At 64.9% G+C, this 18,977-nt stretch carries 21 protein-coding genes; 13 read left to right on the forward strand and 8 right to left on the reverse strand.

Annotated elements, in window-relative coordinates; all coding sequences use genetic code 11:
• Positions 1–78 precede the first annotated feature (78 nt).
• The 3 genes from rnhA to ispH form a co-directional block, all read right to left on the reverse strand.
• Positions 79–528, reverse strand: a complete 450-nt coding sequence (gene rnhA, locus ACFPFW_RS01495) for a ribonuclease HI (RefSeq protein ID WP_114955601.1) — start codon at positions 526–528, stop codon at positions 79–81.
• Positions 525–1,490, reverse strand: a complete 966-nt coding sequence (locus ACFPFW_RS01500; RefSeq protein ID WP_114955455.1) for a homoserine kinase — start codon at positions 1,488–1,490, stop codon at positions 525–527. The genes rnhA and ACFPFW_RS01500 overlap by 4 nt, the downstream gene beginning before the upstream one ends.
• A gap of 146 nt (positions 1,491–1,636) precedes the next feature.
• Positions 1,637–2,608 (reverse strand): 4-hydroxy-3-methylbut-2-enyl diphosphate reductase, encoded by a 972-nt coding sequence (ispH, locus tag ACFPFW_RS01505; RefSeq protein WP_114955456.1) that lies wholly within the window; start codon positions 2,606–2,608, stop codon positions 1,637–1,639.
• Positions 2,609–2,701: 93 nt separating this feature from the next.
• Between ispH and ACFPFW_RS01510 the strand changes: the two genes are divergently transcribed.
• The 3 genes from ACFPFW_RS01510 to ACFPFW_RS01520 all read left to right on the forward strand — a co-directional run bounded on the left by ACFPFW_RS01510 (position 2,702) and on the right by ACFPFW_RS01520 (position 5,569).
• Positions 2,702–3,334: a hypothetical protein gene (locus ACFPFW_RS01510; protein ID WP_114955457.1), complete on the forward strand. Its 633-nt coding sequence runs from the start codon at positions 2,702–2,704 to the stop codon at positions 3,332–3,334.
• Between the two features lie 105 nt (positions 3,335–3,439).
• The gene (locus ACFPFW_RS01515) at positions 3,440–4,573 is read left to right on the forward strand and encodes a site-specific DNA-methyltransferase (RefSeq protein ID WP_114955458.1); all 1,134 of its coding nucleotides are present in this window, start codon (positions 3,440–3,442) and stop codon (positions 4,571–4,573) included.
• A gap of 99 nt (positions 4,574–4,672) precedes the next feature.
• A complete protein-coding gene (locus tag ACFPFW_RS01520; RefSeq protein WP_114955459.1) occupies positions 4,673–5,569 on the forward strand; it encodes a cation diffusion facilitator family transporter in 897 nt (298 codons plus the stop codon).
• Here the strand turns inward: ACFPFW_RS01520 and mutY are convergent.
• A complete protein-coding gene (gene mutY, locus ACFPFW_RS01525) occupies positions 5,566–6,624 on the reverse strand; it encodes an A/G-specific adenine glycosylase (RefSeq protein WP_114955460.1) in 1,059 nt (352 codons plus the stop codon). The two genes, ACFPFW_RS01520 and mutY, sit on opposite strands and share 4 nt — an antisense overlap.
• A gap of 108 nt (positions 6,625–6,732) precedes the next feature.
• Between mutY and ACFPFW_RS01530 the strand changes: the two genes are divergently transcribed.
• From ACFPFW_RS01530 to ACFPFW_RS01565, 8 genes are all read left to right on the forward strand, one after another.
• Complete coding sequence (locus tag ACFPFW_RS01530) at positions 6,733–7,233, forward strand: DUF721 domain-containing protein (protein ID WP_114955461.1); 501 nt, start codon at positions 6,733–6,735, stop codon at positions 7,231–7,233.
• Positions 7,234–7,318: 85 nt separating this feature from the next.
• Positions 7,319–8,056, forward strand: coding sequence for a DsbA family protein (locus tag ACFPFW_RS01535; RefSeq protein WP_114955462.1), 738 nt, complete (start codon positions 7,319–7,321; stop codon positions 8,054–8,056).
• 52 nt (positions 8,057–8,108) lie between these two features.
• Positions 8,109–11,549: a chromosome segregation SMC family protein gene (locus tag ACFPFW_RS01540; protein WP_114955463.1), complete on the forward strand. Its 3,441-nt coding sequence runs from the start codon at positions 8,109–8,111 to the stop codon at positions 11,547–11,549.
• Between the two features lie 187 nt (positions 11,550–11,736).
• A complete protein-coding gene (locus tag ACFPFW_RS01545; protein ID WP_114955464.1) occupies positions 11,737–12,114 on the forward strand; it encodes an AtpZ/AtpI family protein in 378 nt (125 codons plus the stop codon).
• An 82-nt stretch (positions 12,115–12,196) separates the two neighbouring features.
• The gene (locus ACFPFW_RS01550; RefSeq protein ID WP_114955465.1) at positions 12,197–12,955 is read left to right on the forward strand and encodes a F0F1 ATP synthase subunit A; all 759 of its coding nucleotides are present in this window, start codon (positions 12,197–12,199) and stop codon (positions 12,953–12,955) included.
• Between the two features lie 59 nt (positions 12,956–13,014).
• A complete protein-coding gene (locus ACFPFW_RS01555) occupies positions 13,015–13,242 on the forward strand; it encodes a F0F1 ATP synthase subunit C (protein ID WP_114955466.1) in 228 nt (75 codons plus the stop codon).
• 74 nt (positions 13,243–13,316) lie between these two features.
• Complete coding sequence (locus ACFPFW_RS01560; protein WP_114955467.1) at positions 13,317–13,955, forward strand: F0F1 ATP synthase subunit B; 639 nt, start codon at positions 13,317–13,319, stop codon at positions 13,953–13,955.
• Positions 13,956–13,960: 5 nt separating this feature from the next.
• The gene (locus ACFPFW_RS01565; protein ID WP_114955468.1) at positions 13,961–14,437 is read left to right on the forward strand and encodes a F0F1 ATP synthase subunit B family protein; all 477 of its coding nucleotides are present in this window, start codon (positions 13,961–13,963) and stop codon (positions 14,435–14,437) included.
• A gap of 215 nt (positions 14,438–14,652) precedes the next feature.
• On the opposite strand, the gene ACFPFW_RS01570 is transcribed toward ACFPFW_RS01565, so the two are convergent.
• Entirely contained in the window at positions 14,653–15,351 is a 699-nt protein-coding gene (locus ACFPFW_RS01570; protein ID WP_379769128.1) for a ribonuclease HII, read from the reverse strand.
• Between the two features lie 169 nt (positions 15,352–15,520).
• Here ACFPFW_RS01570 and ACFPFW_RS01575 point away from each other — a divergent pair, with 169 nt between their 5' ends.
• A complete protein-coding gene (locus ACFPFW_RS01575) occupies positions 15,521–15,877 on the forward strand; it encodes a PilZ domain-containing protein (RefSeq protein WP_114955470.1) in 357 nt (118 codons plus the stop codon).
• Positions 15,878–15,880: 3 nt separating this feature from the next.
• Here ACFPFW_RS01575 and ACFPFW_RS01580 read toward each other — a convergent pair whose 3' ends face one another.
• Positions 15,881–16,318 carry a VOC family protein gene (locus ACFPFW_RS01580; protein ID WP_114955602.1) on the reverse strand — a complete coding sequence of 146 codons (438 nt, stop codon included), beginning with the start codon at positions 16,316–16,318 and terminating at the stop codon, positions 15,881–15,883.
• A gap of 104 nt (positions 16,319–16,422) precedes the next feature.
• On the reverse strand, positions 16,423–17,550 hold the full coding sequence (locus ACFPFW_RS01585; protein WP_379769131.1) for a PA0069 family radical SAM protein: 1,128 nt from the start codon (positions 17,548–17,550) through the stop codon (positions 16,423–16,425).
• A 110-nt stretch (positions 17,551–17,660) separates the two neighbouring features.
• Between ACFPFW_RS01585 and ACFPFW_RS01590 the strand changes: the two genes are divergently transcribed.
• Positions 17,661–18,344 carry a glycosyltransferase gene (locus ACFPFW_RS01590; protein ID WP_162799571.1) on the forward strand — a complete coding sequence of 228 codons (684 nt, stop codon included), beginning with the start codon at positions 17,661–17,663 and terminating at the stop codon, positions 18,342–18,344.
• A 57-nt stretch (positions 18,345–18,401) separates the two neighbouring features.
• On the opposite strand, the gene moaB is transcribed toward ACFPFW_RS01590, so the two are convergent.
• On the reverse strand, positions 18,402–18,950 hold the full coding sequence (gene moaB / locus ACFPFW_RS01595) for a molybdenum cofactor biosynthesis protein B (RefSeq protein ID WP_114955473.1): 549 nt from the start codon (positions 18,948–18,950) through the stop codon (positions 18,402–18,404).
• Between the last annotated feature and the right edge of the window lie 27 nt (positions 18,951–18,977).

Genomic DNA, 18,977 nt, shown 5'->3' on the forward strand with positions numbered 1-18,977 from the left:
GGTCGAGTCGCGGCGGAGCCGCGACCGGGTGAGGGGTAAGGCCTATCGAGAGGGCATATCCCTCACCCGCTGAGGGGGTTACCCCCGCGCCGCCTTGAACGGCGCCATGCCTTCGCGGGCCAGTTCGTCCGCCCGCTCGTTCTCGTCATGGCCGGCATGACCCTTGACCCAGTGCCAGGCCACATCGTGCCTGGCGATCAGCTTGTCGAGCTCCTGCCAGAGGTCCTGGTTCTTCACCTGCTTCTTGTCCGCCGTCTTCCAGCCGTTGCGCTTCCAGCCCTGCAGCCAGCCGGTGACGCCGCCGCGCAGATACTGGCTGTCGGTATGTACGTCGACCGCACAGGGACGAGTGAGGGCTTCCAGCGCGCGGATGGCCGCCAGAAGCTCCATCCGATTGTTCGTGGTCAGCGCCTCGCCGCCGCGAAGCTCCTTGTCGCTCTCACCATAGCGAAGGATCGCGCCCCAGCCGCCTGGTCCCGGATTTCCCGAGCAGGCACCGTCGGTCCAGATCTGGACGCGGGCGCTCAAGGCGTCCACCCGTAATCGGCGATCGACTTCACGGTTTGGTGGAAGCGGAGTTTGCGCCAGTATTCCAGCGGATCGTGCGGTTTCACCAGCGCACCGGGCGGGACCGACAGCCAGTCGACGAGGCGCGTCAGCAGGAAGCGCAGGGCGGAACCACGGGCGAGCGTAGGCAGCGCCGCGATCTCTTCCGCCGTCAGCGGCCGCGCCGCATTGTAGGCGGAGATCAGCGCCCGGCCTTTGGTGGCGTTGTAGGAATTGTCCGGCTCGAAGCACCAGGCATTCAGGCAGATCGCCAGATCGTAGGCGAGGAGATCGTTGCAGGCGAAATAGAAGTCGATCAGCCCCGGTGCGCGGCCGTCGAGGAAGAGCACGTTGTCCGGGAAGAGATCGGCGTGGATGACACCATGCGGCAAGCCCTTCGGCCAAGCCGCGTCGAGGAAGGCGAGTTCGTCCCGGATCGTCTCGCCGAGGCCCTCGCGAACCTCGTCAGCGCGGCCGTCGGCGGTTGCGGCCAGAGCGTGCCAACCCGCAATGCTCAGCGCATTGTCGCGACACATCGGGAATTCCCAAGCGACGTTGTGGAGGCGGGCGAGCGAATCGCCGACCTGCGCGCAGTGCTCGACCGCCGGGCGCTTGCGGGAAATGCCATCGAGGAAGGTGACGATCGCGGCTGGCCGGCCGGCGAGCTCGCCAAGAATCTGACCCTGGCGGTTCTTCAGCGGCAGCGGGCAGGCGATGCCGTGTTCGGCGCAATGCTCCATCAGGCGCAGGAAGAAAGGCAGATCGTCCTTGCGGACGCGCTTCTCGTAGAGCGTCAGGATGTAGGTGCCGGCCTCGGTGCGCAGCAGGAAGTTCGAGTTCTCGACGCCTTCCGCGATGCCCTTGCAGCTCAGATGCGCGCCGATGTCGTATCCGCGGACAAATCCGGCGAGATCGTCTTCCCGCACTTCGGTATAGACGGCCATGTCCTTGCGTCGGCTCGTGATTGCGCGGGAAGGGCGCCCCGCAGTGCTCCGCCCCGGTCACGGGTGTTACCGGGCGGTGCGCGAAGCGTCAAACCTTGGGATGGACTTTGCCCCAGCCGCGAAGCCGCAGCCGGGAAGGGCAGCCGTCAGGCCGCGGCGCCACGAAGCGGACGCGGCAGCGGGAAGAACATGTTCTCTTCGATCGCGGCGACGGTCTCGACCTCGACCGTGAAGCGTTCGGCGAAGGCGTCGATGATCTGCTCGACGAGGACTTCCGGAGCCGAGGCGCCGGCGGAGACGCCCAGCGTCCGGATGCCTTCGAACTCCGCCCAATCGATCTGGTGGGCGCCGTCGACGAGGCGCGAAACCGGGCAGCCGCGCTGTTCGGCGACTTCACGCAGGCGCTGCGAATTCGACGAGTTCGGCGAACCGACGGTGATGAAGGCATCACATTCATGCGCGATCTGCTTCACCGCTTCCTGACGGTTCGTCGTCGCGTAGCAGATGTCTTCCTTGTGCGGCACGGTGATATTCGGGAACCGGCGCTTCAGCGCGTCGATGATGCCCGACGTCTCCTCGACCGACAGGGTCGTCTGGGTGACGAAGGCGAGCTTGTCCGGATCGTCCGGAACGAAAGCCTCGACGTCCTCGACCGTCTGCACGAGCTTGACCGCGCCGTCGGGCAACTGGCCGATCGTGCCGACAACCTCCGGATGGCCGGCATGGCCGATCAGGATGATCTCCTTGCCGCGCTTGTAGTGGATCTCGGCCTCGCGATGGACCTTGGTCACCAGCGGGCAGGTCGCGTCGAGGATCTGGAAATTGCGGCGCTCGGCTTCGGCGGGAATGGTCTTGGCCACGCCGTGCGCCGAGAAGATGACTGGAGCCTGGGTCTCGTCCGGAACCTCGTCGAGTTCCTCGACGAAGATCGCGCCTTTACGCTTCAGGCTTTCGACTACGTATTTGTTATGGACGATCTCGTGGCGCACATAGACCGGCGCGCCGTAGAGGTTGAGGGCCTTCTCCACCACATCGATCGCACGGACGACGCCGGCGCAGAAACCGCGCGGCGCGCAGAGCAGGACCTTTAGGGGAGGCTTCTCAGTCGTCATGGTCATGTCAGTGCCGTTTTCGGGTCGCTCTTGTCAAGGTCGCGAGGGCTCGCGCATAAGGGCACGGTTACTCTTTCGGCGGAGGCAGGAGCGTTAGATATGGTGGCTTTCCGGCAATTCGAGAGGCGTTTCGCATTGGCGTTGATCGCCGGTCTGCTCGCCGCGCCAATTGCTCATGCTCAGGGCGCGCCGCAGGAGAATGCGGCGGCGCCGACGCCCGAGAAGCGTAACAGGTGGCTGGATATGCTGTTCCTGAACAGGACCAATCCCGAAGCCGCACCGCAGAAGCAAGCTCCGAAGCAGTACATCTATTGTCCGAAGGTCGACGTCATTTCGGGCGCCGCCGCCTATACGCTCTACGACAAGGGGCAGGAGAACAATCCGCTCGCCGTCCGCTATCAGGCGCGCTTCGACAAGCTCGTGCGTGAGTGCGTCGATCTTGGAGTGGAGGCCGGTATTCGCATCGGTATCTCCGGTCGGATCGCGCTGGGACCGCTGGGGAAACCGGGGGTCAACGTCAACGTGCCGGTGAATTACGTCGTCAAGGACAATTTCGGCGCGGTCGTGCTCAAGAAGTCCGGCGTCATCCCGATGGCGATCCCGGAAGGCCAGACCAGCGTCGGCTTCACCTATGTCGAGGAGGTCGGTTCCGTGCCGATGCCGCAGGGCCGGCTGAGGGATTGGAGCTTCGCCATCGGCTACGACAATAAGGCGAAGACGGCACAGTTCTGACGGGCGCCGAAGGTGACTCTAACGTTCTGTTAACCCTGAATTTTAGCAGGGGCTTAAGGTTGATCATTCAAGTTCTCCGCGTTGGTCACGCGTCGAGATCCTTGAATGTCCAGTTCAGTAATGCGTACCCAGGCACACCATATTGTGCCTGGGATGGACATCCCGGAAAGCCGGATTATCCAGGGCGATTGCATCGCCGAAATGGAGAAGCTGCCGGCCGGTTCGGTCGATCTCGTCTTCGCCGATCCCCCGTACAATCTTCAGCTGCAGGGCACGCTGCACCGTCCCGATCACAGCCTCGTCGACGCCGTCGATGACGAGTGGGACCAGTTCGCGAGCTTCGACGCCTACGACAATTTCACCCGAGCCTGGCTGCTCGCCGCGCGCCGCGTGATGAAGCCGAACGCCTCGCTCTGGGTCATCGGTTCCTACCACAACATCTTCCGCGTCGGCGCGATCCTCCAGGATCTCGGCTTCTGGATCCTCAACGACGTTGTGTGGCGCAAGAACAACCCGATGCCGAATTTTCGCGGCCGGCGGTTCACGAATGCGCATGAGACCATGATCTGGGCTGCGCGCTCGGCGGAAGCCAAGTACACTTTCAACTACGAGGCGATGAAGGCCGGCAACGAAGACCTTCAGCTCCGCTCCGATTGGCTGCTGCCGATCTGCACGGGTGGGGAGAGGCTGAAGGGCAAGGACGGCCGCAAGGTTCATCCGACGCAGAAGCCCGAGGCGCTGATCGCGCGGGTGCTGATGGCGTCGAGCAAGCGCGGCGATGTCGTGCTCGACCCGTTTTCGGGTTCCGGCACCACAGCCGCCGTGTCGAAGCGTTTTGGCCGCTCATGCGTTGCGATCGAGCGGGATCTTGAATACGCGGCGGCGTCTCGCGACCGCCTCGCCGGAGTCGAGACCCTCCCGGACGAGGCACTGGCGGAACTCCCGGCCAAGCGCGAGGCGCCCCGCGTCGCATTTTCAACCGTCATTGAACGGGGCCTGATCGCGCCCGGCGCGGTCCTCACGGATTCGAAACGCCGCGTCGAAGCTTCGGTCCGCGCCGACGGCACGGTCGCTTTCGGCAGGGCGATCGGCTCTATCCATAAAATGGGCGCGCTCGCCCAGGAGGCCGAGGCCTGCAATGGCTGGACCTACTGGCACGTCGAAACGGCCAAGGGGCTCGCGCCGATCGACAGCTTCCGCGCTGTTATCCGTGAAGAAATGGCCGGTTTGAGCGCCTGAACGCGCTAACGCTTCGCAACTGCAATCATAGCTGTTGTTTGCCGCCCCGGAGGCGGTTATCGCGAGCCGGCCGGACCTTTCCCGGCCTACCGGCTCGGCATGTCTTCGAACCCGCTTCTCTTCCGGATCGCCTTCGGCAGCATCGCCGTCAGCCTGATCGTGCTCGGGCTGAAGCTGCTCGCGTTCTGGATGACCGGCTCAGTCGCGCTCTATTCCGATGCGCTCGAGAGTATCATCAATGTGGTGACGGCGTTCGCGGCGCTCGGTGCGCTCTGGTTCAGCTATCAGCCGGCCGACCAGAACCATCCCTATGGACATCACAAGGCGGAATATCTCTCGGCGGTTCTCGAGGGCGTGCTGATCGTGCTCGCCGCGATTTCGATTCTGCACCAGGCCTATCTGGGTTTCCTCGACCCGCGCCCCTTGAATGCGCCCTGGCAGGGGCTGACCGTCAATCTCGTGGCGACGACGATCAATGCCTTCTGGGCGCTGCTGCTCATACGCACCGGCCGTAAGCATCGCTCGCCCGCGCTCACTGCCGATGGCGGCCATCTGATGACGGACGTCGTCACGTCGGCGGGCGTCTTCGTCGGTCTCGTGGGCGCGATCGTCTTCGACATGCCGCTGCTCGATCCGATCCTCGCCGGCTTCGTCGCAATCAACATCATCTGGATGGGCTGGAAGCTAATGAGGGAATCGGTCGGTGGCCTGATGGACGAGGCCGTTCCCCCAGTCACTCTCGACGCCATCAAGTCGATCATCGCGACCGAAGCCGAGGGCGCCATCGAGGCGCACGATATCCGGACCCGGCAGGCGGGCAGGGCGACTTTCGTCGACTTCCACCTCGTCGTCGCCGGCGACATGACAGTCTCGTTCGCGCACGACATCTGCGACCGGATCGAGCGGGCGCTGAAGGGCAAGATCGAGGACATCACCGTCACGATCCATGTCGAGCCCGAGGACAAGGCCAAGCATCAGGGAATCGTGGTGCTCTAGGCACGTCCCGCCTCGACGGCCTTCCGCATTACATTCGGCAAGGCTTCCTCGTCGACCTCGTCCGACCACCAGCAGCCCGCTGGCGCCGCTGTCGTAATCGGAACGGCTGCCGCGAAGACGCGAAGTTCCAGCGCAAAATGCGTGAAGACGTGGGTGACGCTTCCCTTCGAGCACCAGGAAGCCTTCAGAGGCGCCTTGAGCATCGCGGCATCGCCATCGAATTTTGTCGCCCACTCCGATCCCGGAAGCTCGACCATCCCGCCGAGCAGTCCTTTTTCCGGCCTCCGGCGCAACAGGACGGCACCATCCGCCCGCCGGACGAAGAAGGCGACGCCGGTCCTCGAGGGGCGTTCCGCCTTCGCCGCCTTGCGCGGAAAGGTCTCCTGCAATCCAAGCTTCCGCGCTTCGCAGGGATCAATCCACGGGCACAGCGTGCAGGCGGGCTTCTTCGGAGTGCAGATCGTCGCGCCGAGATCCATCATGGCCTGGGCGAAATCGCCGGGGCGGTTCGACGGCGTCAGCGGCTCGGCGTACTTTTTGATGATCGCCTTCGCGCGCGGCAGTTCGTCCTCGATGGCGTACAGGCGGGTGACCACCCGTTCGACATTTCCGTCGACCACGGTCGCCCTACGGTCGAAGGCGATGGCTGAAATCGCGGCTGCGGTGTAGGCGCCGATGCCGGGCAGATCGAGAAGCGCATCCTCGCTGTCGGGAAACATGCCGCCATGCCGCTCGACCACGGCCTTGGCGCAGGCATGCAGATTGCGCGCCCGGGCGTAATAGCCGAGCCCCGCCCACAGCCTCAGCACATCGTCGAGCGGCGCGGCGGCAAGCGCCCGGACGTCCGGGAATCGGTCGAGGAACTTGAGAAAGTAAGGGCCTGCCGCGACCACGGTGGTCTGCTGCAGCATGATCTCGGACAGCCAGACGCGATAAGGATCGGCGCGTTCGCCCGGTCCGGCGCGCCAGGGCAGGCGGCGGCGGTGCCGGTCGTACCAGGCGAGCAGGCCGGCCGGATCGGGCTTTGCAGGGGTCAGGTTTTCAGCGAGCGCCATTCGTCCGCTTGTAGCATCCCGAAACGACCAGCGGCCTCAAACCTGCGAAATCCACATGCACGTCACCCCGAGCTTGACCCGGAGGCCCCGGCAGGCCGCAATGGCGGCATGTCCGCCAATCAGAAGAAACGCCGCACCCATTCGCTCGGCGAGCTCGTGCCCAAGGCCCTCGGCGATGCCTTCGCGGCGCAGGGCTTTGCCGGCACGGAGGTCATACAGCGTTGGCGCGAGATCGCCGGACCGGAACTTGCCGCCCGCTCGCGGCCGATCAAGCTCGCCTGGCCGAAGCAGCCGAAGGACACAAGCGCGCCTCGTCTGCCCGCCACTTTGATGGTCCAGGTCGAAAGCGCCTTCGCGCTCGAATTGCAGATGCAGACTCCGGTTCTGCTGGAACGGATCAACCGCTATTTCGGCTGGGCCTGCGTCGCCACCCTCCGCATCAAGCAGGGGCCCGTGTCCGAACGCCGCGCTGCTCCGCGCCGCGATCCCGTGCTTTCGCCCTCGACGGAGAAGCGGATCGTTGCAGCGGCAGAGGGTTTCGAGGATGCGCGGCTCGCCGATGCGCTGGTCAGGCTAGGCAAGGCTGTTGCTGGAAGCGGTCGAAGGTGATCCAAAAGGCGTAAACTTGCCACATTTCCAGCGTTGGCAAGGTTCTCAAAATCCATTCGGACGGCTCGCGCCGGGAGAGATCGAAATGAAGCGTTCCATTCTGTTCGCGGTTCTCGCGGCAGTCGTCCTGGTCGCGGGCGTGGTGCTGTATTCGCAGTTCGGCAACCAGAACCCGATCTCCTCCAGCGTCACGAGCGATTCCTCGGACGACGCCTCCTCGAACAGCACGCCGGCCGCTTCGTCCGTGCCGGCCCAGGAGGCCGACGCCTCGACGACCAGTACCCAGGACCTGATGGCTCCGGGGCCGCTGCCGGATCAGGCGGTCGGCGATGCGAATGCGCCGATCACCATCATCGAATACGCCTCGCTGACCTGCCCGCACTGCGCGCATTTCCACGAGACGACCTATCCTGAACTCAAGAAGCGCTACATCGACACCGGCAAGGTGCGCTTCATCTTCCGCGAGTTCCCGCTGGACAACTACGCGACCGCCGGTTTCATGCTCGCCCGCTGCGGCGGCGACGGTAAGTACTTCCCGATCCTCGAAGCCTTCTTCAACAAGCAGGAAGAGCTGATGAAGGCGGCCAATCCGTTCGACTGGATCCAGGGCTTCGGCAAGCAGGTTGGCTTCACACAGGAATCGCTCGATTCTTGCTTGTCGAATCAGCAGCTGCTGGACAGCGTGATGGCTGTTCGCCAGCGCGCGGCCGAGAAGCTCGGCGTCTCCTCGACGCCGACCTTCTTCATCAACGGCAAGGTCAAGCGCGGTGCGATGACCATCGAGGAGCTCGACAAGGAACTCGAGCCCCTTCTGAGAAGCTGAGGCCTCTGACCCGCGTGCGGCGCGGAGCGGGCGCCGCAGGCAAGGGCCAGGCATGAAGCTCACGCGCCTTAGGCTGGTCGGTTTCAAGTCCTTCGTCGATGCGTCGGAGCTGGTCATCCAGCCCGGCCTGACCGGCGTTGTGGGACCGAATGGCTGCGGCAAGTCCAATCTCGTCGAAGCCTTGCGCTGGGCGATGGGCGAGAGCTCCCACAAGGCGCTGCGCGCGGCGGAGATGAACGACGTCATCTTCGCGGGCTCCGGCGGCCGCCCGTCGCGCAACACCGCCGAAGTCGTCATCGCCCTCGACAATTCAAATCGGCTCGCGCCCGCGCCCTTCACCGAGCAGGAAGAGCTGGAGATTTCGCGCCGCATCGAGCGCGACAAGGGCTCGACCTACCGCGTCAACGGCCGCGAGGTCCGCGCCCGCGACGTTCAGCTCCTCTTCGCCGATGCCTCGACCGGCGCGCGCTCTCCGGCCCTCGTTCGACAGGGTCAGATCGGCGAGATCATCAATGCCCGGCCGGAAGCGCGCCGCCGCGTTCTGGAAGAAGCCGCCGGCATCGCGGGTCTCCATGCCCGCCGCCATGAATCCGAGCTGAAGCTTCGCGCCGCCGAGCAGAACCTCGACCGGGTCGAGGACGTCCTTGGCCGGATGCAGACTCAGCTCGAGGGCCTGAAGCGCCAGGCCCGTCAGGCCGTCCGCTACCGGCAGCTTTCCGCCGACATCCGCCGTCTCGAATCGCTCACTCTGGCTCGCGCCGTAGCCGAGGCGATTGCCGAGCGGGACGAAGCGGTGAGGGCGGTGCAGGAGGCCGAACGTCAGCTTGCGACGGCGACGCTCACCCAGGGCGAGGCGGCGCGCATCGAGGCCGTTGCGGCTCATGAACTCCCCACGCTTCGCGATGCGTCAGCCGCGGCCTCCGCCGCGCTGGAGCGCATCCGCCGCGCCGGAGAGGATCTCGACCGCGAGGAGAAGCAGGCGCGCGAGCGGCTCGCCCATCTCATCCGCCAGATCGCCCAACTGGACGACGACCGCGAGCGCGAGAAGTCGCTGGCCGACGATGCCGCCGCGACTCTTGCCCGCTTCGAGGCCGACGTCGCCGCGCTCGATGCCGACGAGGCACAAGCCGAAGACCGCGAAGCGGCCGCGACGAAGCGCGTCGCCGAAGTCGGGGAATCGCTTGCCGCCCTGGAAGCCGCTCTGGCAGAGGCCAATGCCGCGCTTGCCGCACGCACCGCCGAACGCGATACGCTGAGCCGAGCCCGCAACGACGCGTCCTCTCGCGCCGCCCGTCTCAGCGCCGAACTCCAGAAGCTCGACGCCGAAGCGGCCCAGATCGAGGCCACGCCGCCGACCGATCTTGCCGGCATCGCCGCTGAGGCGGAAGCGGCATCGGCAAAGGTGGCCGAGACCGAAGCCACGGCAGCGGCCTCGGAAATCGCGCTGGCGGCCGCCCGCGAGCGCGAGCAGCAGGCTCGCGGCGCGTTCCAGACCGCCGAATCCGAGCTTCGCCGCTATGAAGTGGAGGCGCGCACCCTCTCCAAGGTCCTCGACGTAGAGACCAAGAAGCTATGGCCGCCGGTCATCGACAAGGTCTCGGTGAAACCGGGATACGAGGCCGCGCTTGCCGCCGCGCTCGGCGAAGACCTGACGGTTCCGGACGATACTTCCGCCCCGATCCATTGGGGCCAGATGGATTTGTTCGATACCGATCCCGCGCTGCCCGATGGCGCGACGCCCCTTTCGTCCGTTGTCGACGTACCGCCTGCTTTGGCCCGCCGCCTCGCGCAAATCGGCATCGTTGCCCGCGCCGACGCCAGGCGCCTGCAGTCCAGGCTGTCGCCGGGCCAGCGGCTCGTCTCGGTCGAAGGCGATCTCTGGCGTTGGGACGGCTTTGTCGCCACCGCCGAATCCGAGACGCCGGCTGCGCGCCGCCTCGCCGGCCGGAACCGGCTCAAGGAACTGGAGCAGCAGCTCCTCGTCGCCATCGACCAGATGGTCGTCCGCAAAGCGGAAGCGGAAAAGGCGCAGACCATTGTGGCTGCGGCCACCCGCGAGGAGCAGGCGGCGAGGGATGCCGTCCGCAACGCGCGTAGAACCTTTGATTCCCTACGTGAACGCGCCGCCGATGCCGAGCGGCAGATCGCGAAGTACGAGGCGCGACGCACCTCCGTGGTCGAACAGCGAGCCCGCGTCTCGACTGATGCCGCCGAGGCGCAGCAGCGCCTTGCCGAGGCGGAGGCCGCACTGTCGGCCCTTACCCCCGCTGCTGATCTCGAAGGCGAGCGCGACCGTCTCAGGATTTCCGTCGAGCGCGAGCGGACCATCGCCGGCGATGCCCGCGCCGCGCAGACGGCGCTTGCCCGCGAGCGTGAGGGCCGCGTTCGTCAACGCGAAGCCATCGCCCGCGACCGTGCTTCCTGGGAAACCCGTCTCCAGGGCGCCGACGACCGTCTCGCCAAGATGGAAGAACGCCGCATCGCCGCCGAGACCGAGCGTGCCGCGCTCGATGACGTGCCGGAGGCCACGGCCGCCAAACGTCGAACATTGATGCTGACCATGGGCGAGGCCGAGATCGCCGCGAAGGCCGCGGCGGACCGGCTGGCCGAGGGCGAATCGAAGAAGAATTCGGCCGATACCGCCGCCCGCGATGCCATCCGGGCGCTCGGCGATCGACGCGCCTCGCTGGCCCGCGAGGAAACAAGGCGCGATGCCGCGAACGAACGTCTGGCCGAGGCTCGCCGCCGCTTCATCGAGGCGACCGAGGAAGATCCGGATATCGCCGCGCGCTCCGCCGCGAGCGATCCGCAGCCGCTTGAGACATTGTCCAACGATCTCGCGAGGCTGAAGAGCGATCGCGATCGTTTGGGCGCGGTGAACCTGCGCGCCGAGGACGAATTGACCGAAGTCCAGCAAGCATATGACGGACTGGTCGCCGAGCGCGACGACCTGATCGAGGCGATCAAGCGTCTCCGACAGGGTATCCAGTCGCTGAACCGCGAGGGCCGCGACCGCCTGAGCACGGCCTTCGATGCCGTGAACGCTCACTTCGTCCGGCTGTTCGCCACGCTTTTCGGCGGCGGCGAGGCGAAGCTCGAACTGATCGAGTCGGACGATCCTCTGGAAGCCGGTCTCGAAGTCATCGCCCGTCCGCCGGGCAAGCGTCCGCAGACTTTGTCGCTGCTATCGGGCGGCGAGCAGGCGCTGACGGCAATGGCGCTGATCTTCGCGATCTTCCTCACGAATCCGGCGCCGCTCTGCGTTCTGGACGAGGTCGACGCGCCTCTCGACGACGCCAATGTCGAGCGTTTTTGCGACTTGCTGGAAGCCATGCGCGGCGATACCGATACCCGCTTCCTGGTCGTCACCCATAATCCGGTGACGATGAGCCGAATGGACCGGCTGTTCGGTGTTACCATGGCGGAACGAGGCGTCAGCCAGCTCGTTTCGGTCGATCTGGAGGCCGCCGAACGCCTCCGTGAGGCGGTCTAGAGGGCCCTCCTTCGACGAAGGTCGCAAAAAGGGCCTGCGACAGAGCGTCCACAAGCCGCAAATATATAGATATACCAAATACTTAATACTGTCGGCCGAATCCTTGACACCCCATAGGGGCGAAACTAAGGTGCGCGCGGTTTCAGGGGGGAGGGCGACCTCTCTTGGTCTAAGCCAGGCTCGCAAGATGAACGACCGCAAAACGACGGACGGTCAAGACGGCGAGCCGGGGCCGACAACCGCTGATACCGAACTCTCCGGCAGGCTTCGCGGTCTCGACGCCGAACTCAAGCGGGTTCGCGCGGAAAAGGAAGCGGAAGAAAAGGCCTCGATCCCCGATCGGACCTCCGCCACCGCCGGTATGACGCTCGCCTTCCGTCTCGGGAGCGAGTTCGTCGCCGGAGTTCTGGTTGGCGCGGGTCTTGGCTGGGCGATCGACCATCTCTTCGGCACCGCGCCGTGGGCGATGATCGTGTTGCTTCTTCTCGGCTTCGGTGCCGGGGTGATGAACATGATGCGGGCCGCGGGCGAGACCGGGAAAAAGACGCCGCCTGGCGGCGCGTGAGATTGGGCTGTCGCCGTCCGGCGACATGTGAATTCGGGGCAGGCGCCGTCCGGCGTCGCACAAACGAGGGCAGCGAACGGCGATGGCGACTGAGATCGATCCGATCCATCAGTTCGAGATCCAAAAGATCGTCGACTTCGGCCATGTCGGCGAATTCCCGATCGCCTTCACCAATTCCGCGGCGTTCATGTTCGGCATCGTCGCGCTGGTCTTCTTCTTCCTGACCTCGGCCACGTCGAGCCGCGCTTTGGTTCCGGGCCGCTGGCAGAATCTGGCGGAGATCTCATACGAGTTCGTCGCCTCGACGATCAGGTCGACGGCCGGCACCGAGGGGATGAAGTTCTTCCCGCTGGTGTTCTCGCTGTTCATCTTCGTGTTCACCGCGAATTTCCTCGGCATGGTGCCGTACGCCTTCACGGTGACGAGCCATCTGATCGTGACGGCCGCGCTTGCGGCGATCGTCATCGGCACGGTGATCCTCTACGGCTTCTTCCGTCACGGAACGCACTTCCTCCACCTCTTCGTCCCGTCGGGCGTGCCGGCTTTCCTGCTGCCCTTCATGGTGATCATCGAGGTGATCTCCTTCCTGTCGCGCCCGATCAGCCTGTCGCTGCGTCTCTTCGCCAACATGCTGGCCGGCCACATCGCCATGAAGGTGTTCGCAGGCTTCATCGTCATGATGGGATCGGCCGGTGTCGCCGGCGCTCTCGGCGCGGTTCTGCCGCTGTCGATGGTCGTCGCGCTGACTGCCCTCGAATTTCTCGTCGCCTTCCTGCAGGCCTACGTCTTCACGGTCCTGACCTGCATCTACCTCAACGACGCCCTGCATCCGGGTCACTGACCTGGGGCGGAGCGCCACACAGTCCAACCAACACAGTACGAAATTGACAGGAGATCATAATGGAAGCGGAAGCCGCTAAGTTCCTGGGCGCCGGTCTCGCCACCTTCGGCATGGGCCTCGCTGCCATCGGCGTCGGCAACATTTTCGCCAACTTCCTCTCGGGCGCGCTGCGTAACCCGTCGGCTGCCGACGGCCAGTTCGCTCGCGCGTTCATCGGCGCGGCGCTCGCGGAAGGACTCGGCATCTTCTCGCTCGTCGTTGCGCTCGTTCTGCTGTTCGTGGCCTGACGACACCAACCGCATCCGGCCGCTACTAAAGAGCGGCCGGCGCGCTAGTCTCATTCCTCGGGAAAGCGGAAACCATGTCCGAGATCTCCGGTCCGACCGTCGCTTACGTCATCGCGCAGGCTGAAACGCCTGCGGGACAGCCGCACGGCGTCGGTTCGAACGATCCTCACGCCGGCCAGACCGGTGTTGAAATCGCCACGCCGCACGGCGAGGCCGACGGCTCGCACTTCCCGCCCTTCGACGCGCAGACCTTCCCGTCGCAGCTCCTGTGGCTCGCGATCGCCTTCGTGCTGCTCTACGTACTGATGAGCAAGGTCGCGCTGCCGCGCATCGGCTCGATCATGGAGGACCGCCAGACGCGGATCGACAACGATCTCGCCGAGGCACAGAAGTCGAAGGAAGAGACCGACGCGGCGATAGCCTCCTATGAGGCCTCGCTCGCGAGCGCGCGTTCCAAGGCGCAGACCATCGCGACCGAAACTCGCGACAAGGTCAATGCCGAGGCCGACGCACAGCGCAAGACGATCGAAGCTCAACTGACCGACCGCCTGATCGCGGCCGAGAAGCAGATCGCGGACACCAAGACCCAGGCCTTGGCGAATGTCCGTTCCATCGCGGTCGATGCGGCCTCCGCAATCGTCGCCCGCCTCTCCGGCACCGAGCCGTCCGCCAAGGACGTCGAGAGCGCCGTCGATGTCAGCCTGAAAGGCTAAGCCCGATGCTGCAAACGGCTGAATTCTGGGTCGCCGTCGCCTTCGTGGTCTTCGTCGGCATCGTCCTCTACGCAGGCGGTCACAAGACCATCCTGCGTGGTCTCGACGCCCGCACCAAGCAGATCGCCGACGACCTCAACGAGGCCAAGGCGCTTCGCGAGGAAGCGCAGCGCGTGCTCGCTGAGTACGAGCGCAAGCGCAAGGAAGCCGAGAGCGAAGCCGAGACGATCGTCGCGACCGCCAAGGCCGAGGCCGAGCGTCTCGCCGCCGAAGCCAAGGCCAAGGCCGAGGACTTCGTCGCCCGCCGCACCAAGATGGCCGAGACCAAGATCGCCCAGGCCGAACAGCAGGCCCTCGCCGAGGTTCGCGCGGTCGCCGCCGATGCCGCCGTCAAGGCTGCCGGCGAAATCCTGAAGAAGACCGCCAAGGCCGACGATCTCGTCACCTCGGGGCTCAAGGAAGTCCGCGCCAAGCTGCACTGAAGTTCACAAGGGTTCACATCCGAGTGCACATCAAAGGCCGCCTCCGGGCGGCCTTTTGCATTTTGGTTCGGTGGAACCCTGGCCCCGCCAAAACATTCCTTCTCCATGAAAAATGGAGGCAACACACCATGATGAAGGGCGGACTTTTGTGGCTGATCGGAATCCCGCTTCCGATCATTCTCGTGCTCTGGCTGACGGGTTTCCTCAGCTAGGCGCTACTCGGCGGCGTCGACGCGTGTCTCTTCCAGCATGAGGAGGCCTGCCGTCGCGCCGTCGGCACCGCCATCGCGCATTTCCAGCGCGAGCCGTACCGGGGCAAAGCTCCGGCGGTGATGAACCGTCGGTCCAAGCCGAACCAGTGCTTCCTTGTGCTCCCGGGTCGAATAGCCGACATGGCGCTCGAACCCGTATCCCGTCACCGACAATCCGAGCCGACGCATCATCCGGTCACGTGTGACCTTGGCAATGATCGAAGCGGCGGCGATCGACACCAGCTTGGCGTCGCCGTCGACCACGGCTTCGGCCGGGCAGGGAAGACCGTCCGGGAATTCCCTTCCATCCACGAATACGCGATGCGGCTCGCGCGGAAGCGCGGCGACGGCCCGGCACATCGCCCAGAGCGTCGCCTTGCGGATGTCGTCGCGATCTATTCTCTGCGGGCACGCGGAGACGACAGAGACCTCGGCGCTTGCCATGATCTTCTCGTAGAGCACGTCGCGGGCGTCAGGCGTGAGAACCTTCGAATCGTCGAGCCCCTTCGGAATACGCGACGGATTGAGGATCACGGCCGCTGCAACGACGGGCCCGGCCAGAGGGCCGCGTCCCGCTTCGTCCACTCCGGCTACAATCTGGCAGCCGTCACGCATCGCCGCTTTCTCCCACTTGAAGTCGGGCTTCAGCAGGATAGCGGGCATTGCGTGCTTTTCGCGGCGAGGAGGCATCCGCCCCTTTTCGCATGGCCGGCGCCGAGTCGGGAGGGCAAACGAGCCACACGAATTTACGTTAATGGCGGGTTCCGATTGCACCTTCCATCTTAGACGATAGTAGTACAGTCAGGAGTTGTGGCCATAATAGGAGACGAAGATGCAGGATCGGCGCCAGCACGTACGCTATCCGAGCCTTCTTGGCGGACAGATTTCCCTTCACCGGCTGTCGTCTGCCCACGAATGCGTTGTCAGGAACATCACCCCGGCTGGCGCCCGGATCGTCTTCGATCATCCGGTTCCGATGCCGCGTGAGTTCGACCTCAACATCCCGCACCGTCGCGAGAATTTCCGCACCCGCGTGATCTGGCAGCGCGACAATATGATGGGTGTCGAATTCCTGAAGCAGGAGCGGACCGAGCAGCCCGCCGATCTCGCTCTTGCCCGCCGCGTGAAGCGGTTGGAGGTTGAGAAAGCGGATCTCGAGCGCCGAATCGTCACTTCCTACTTCGACTGATCTTCAACCTACGCGGGCCGGCAGTTTGACGCCGCCAGTCTCGTCCAGCTCCCAGAACGGATTGTGGGCGATCTCCCAGACATGTCCCTCGGGGTCGGCGACATAGCCGGAATAGCCGCCCCAGAAGGTCCTTTCCGGCGCCTTCAGAAGCCGCCCGCCGGCAGCGACGAAGGCCGCGACCAGACGATCCACCTCTAGTGCCGAGCGAGTATTGTGCGCCAGGCTCACGCCGCTGAAGCCGGCCTCGCGAATGTCAGACCCCATATCCGCGGCGAGATGCTCGCGACCCCAAAGGGCGAGGACGAGACCGCCGTTCAACTGGAAGAACGACACCTCCGCATTGCCCTCGCCGGATCGCTTGAAGCCGATCCGCTCGTAGAACGCGGTCGCCGTCGCGACATCGCCGACACCCAGAGTAATCAGGCTTATCCTCGGTTCCATCACCATTCGTCCTTCGCTGCGACGACCATGCGGTCGTATCGTGCGCCCAGGGGCGACTTCGCGTCTCCCATCCCGCATCGGCGTCGAAATCAGCACGCTTCCCATCAGAACAGCGCCAATTGCTCGCCCTTTCGGGCCGGCGGCGTGAACAGGTCCTTGCGCAAGGATGTCCTGTTCTGGTTCAGCCCGAGCCGCTTGGTCGCGAGCTCGAAGCGTCTACCGATCGTCCAGGCATAGACGCCGTCGCCGATCATCCGCTTACCCCATTCCGCCTGATAGGCCTTTCCGCCGCGCGTCGACTTCACCAGGCTCATCACATGGTTCAGCCGGTCGGGTCGGTGCTCGGCCAGCCATTCCTGAAACAGGTCCTTGATCTCGTAGGGCAGGCGCAGCAGCACATAGCCAGCACTTGTCGCGCCCGCCCCCTTCGCGGCATCGAGCAGGCGCTCGATCTCCTCGTCGTTCAGCGCGGGAATGATCGGTGCCGTCATCACGGTCGTCGGAATCCCGGCCTCCGTAAGCTGGCGGACGGTTTCCAGCCGCCGCGACGGTGTTGGCGCGCGGGGTTCGAGCGTCCGCGCGAGGTCGGCGTCCAGCGACGTGATCGAGACGGCGACCCGCACCAGTCCTTCAGCCGCCATCGGCGCGAGGATGTCGATGTCGCGTGTCACAAGCGCCGATTTGGTCACGATCCCGACCGGATGCTTGGTCTTCGCCAGAACTTCGAGCACAGAACGGGTGATGCGGTGCTCGCGCTCGATGGGCTGGTAAGGATCGGTGTTCGTCCCGAGTGCCATGGTCCTGACCTGATAGCCCGGGTGCGCCAACTCCTTTTCCAGAAGCTCGGCCGCGTTCGGCTTCACCGTCAGCCTGGTCTCGAAATCGAGCCCCGGCGACAGGCCGAGATAGGAATGCGTCGGCCGGGCGAAGCAATAGACGCAGCCGTGCTCGCAGCCGCGATAGGGATTGATCGAGCGGTCGAAGGAGATGTCCGGGGATTGATTGCGGGTAATGATCTTCCGCACCGCCTCGAACGAGATGTCCGTCTTGAATGGTGGCAGGTCGCCGAGGCTGTCCCAGCCGTCGTCCTCCAGCGAACGGGAATATGGCTCGAACCGGCCGACCGAATTGGTCACGGCGCCTCTGCCGCGTCGGCGTTCGGCCGTCACACCGGGTCTGGTCTCTGTAGTCTTCTCTGTCTCGTAGCTCAGTGTGCGTGCTGGATTCGCCATGGGAGAGCCTCTGTGCCACATATGAACAAAACAGGAACAAATAAGCAAGTGTTCCCATGCGACGAAGGAAAAGTTCTCATTTTCCTCAAGGTGCTGTAGAGCGAACGCCGATGATCAGCGTTGTGATCCCGACACTTAACGACGAGGAGGCACTCGTCGGTACTCTCGGTTCGCTCGTTTCGGCTGCCGCCGACGGGTCGGTCCGGGAAGTCATCGTCGTCGATGGCGGTTCGACCGACGGGACGCGCGTCATCGCGGAGGGTTCTGGCTGCACCTTCATCAAGGGCCCGTTGCCGCGCGAGCAGCGGCTTTCAATCGGCACCCAAGCGGCCAAGGGGCCCTGGTTGATGTTCCTCTCTCCGGGCGCGGAGATGGAGGAGGGCTGGTTCCGCGAGGCGCGCCAGTTCATCGAACGGGCGGAGCGGCAGGATTCGGTCCATAATCGCGCTGCCGTGTTCAAATTGGTCGTTGGCGAGCCGCGCGGTTTCCTTCGCGAATTGCCGGGCGCGATCCGCCGCTCGCTCTCGGCTCAGCCTGCCGGCCGTCACGGCCTCCTCATCCACCGCGCGTTCTATTCGAAGATCGGCGGCTTCCGGCAGATCCCGGCCGTCGAATATGTCGATCTCGCCCGCCGGATTGGCCGTGGTCGCATGGTGCGGCTCCGCTCCAGCCTGTTCATTTCGCCGGCCGCGGCGGATGCCGCCGATCTCGGCCATGGAGCGCGGCGGCTGATCTCGTCCGGGCTGCTGGCGTTGCGCGTTCCGGCCAGCCTGGTCGGGCGCCTCTACGGCTAGCCCCACCCTCTCCCGTTTACGGAAGAGGACGACTCGAAAATAAACGGGAGAGGGGAATCAGCCTTTCTTCCGTTTCAGGTGCTCGTCGAGCCGGGGCGCAATCTCGACGAAATTGCAGGGCACGGAACGGTAATCGAGCTGGCTTTGCAGGATGCCGTCCCAGGCGTCGCGGCAGGCGCCGGGGGAGCCCGGAAGCGCGAAGATGAACGTCCCGCCGGCAACCCCGGCCGTCGCCCGTGATTGGACGGTCGAGACCCCGATTTTCTGGAATGAGATTTGGTGGAAAATGGTCGAGAAGCCGTCCATGCGCTTCTCGAATAAAGGTTCCAGCGCTTCCGGCGTGACGTCGCGCCCGGTGAAACCGGTTCCGCCGGTGGTGATGACCACGTCGACGCCGGAATCGGCGATCCAACCCGAAACCTTGGCGCGGATCGTCTCGGTCTCGTCCGGCACGATGGCCCGGTCGGCGAGCACGTGGCCCGCTCCGGTCAATCGCTCGGCGAGCGTGTTTCCGGACTTGTCATCCTCCAGGCCACGCGTATCCGATACGGTGAGCACAGCGATCTTGAGGGGGATGAAGGGGCGGCTTTCGTCGATGCGCGACATGGGGATCTCCGTTGCAGCTAGATGGCA

Source organism: Flaviflagellibacter deserti (genome assembly GCF_042652085.1).
GTDB classification, from domain to species: domain Bacteria; phylum Pseudomonadota; class Alphaproteobacteria; order Rhizobiales; family Methylopilaceae; genus Flaviflagellibacter; species Flaviflagellibacter deserti.